This is a genomic window from Vibrio sp. HM8-C (assembly GCF_058630515.1).
The window spans coordinates 1-303 of the sequence record NZ_JBMMKS010000048.1; the positions used below are offsets into that span (position 1 = coordinate 1).

A 303-nucleotide genomic window follows, 5' to 3' on the forward strand; every position below is an offset into this window, starting at 1 on the left:
GAACCGCAGACCTCCTGCGTGCAAGGCAGGCGCTCTCCCAGCTGAGCTATAACCCCATCGTAGGTCATTTTTTCTTATGCGCGGCGTGAAAGGAGGAAGTTTACATAGAGTAAACGACGAGTTTCACAACAAAGCAGAAGGAAAAATTGGTGGGTCTGAGTGGACTCGAACCACCGACCTCTCGCTTATCAGGCGAACGCTCTAACCACCTGAGCTACAGACCCAACTTTTCACCAAGTGATAAATCACTTAGCGTCTCTTAAACTTACTTAAACCTAATCAATCTGTGTGGACACTCATCAA

The 303-nt window shown here is 47.5% G+C and carries 1 tRNA gene; it reads right to left on the reverse strand.

Annotated elements, in window-relative coordinates:
- Nucleotides 1-147: 147 nt before the first annotated feature.
- Nucleotides 148-224 (reverse strand) — tRNA-Ile (locus ACOSVQ_RS20675).
- Between the last annotated feature and the right edge of the window lie 79 nt (nucleotides 225-303).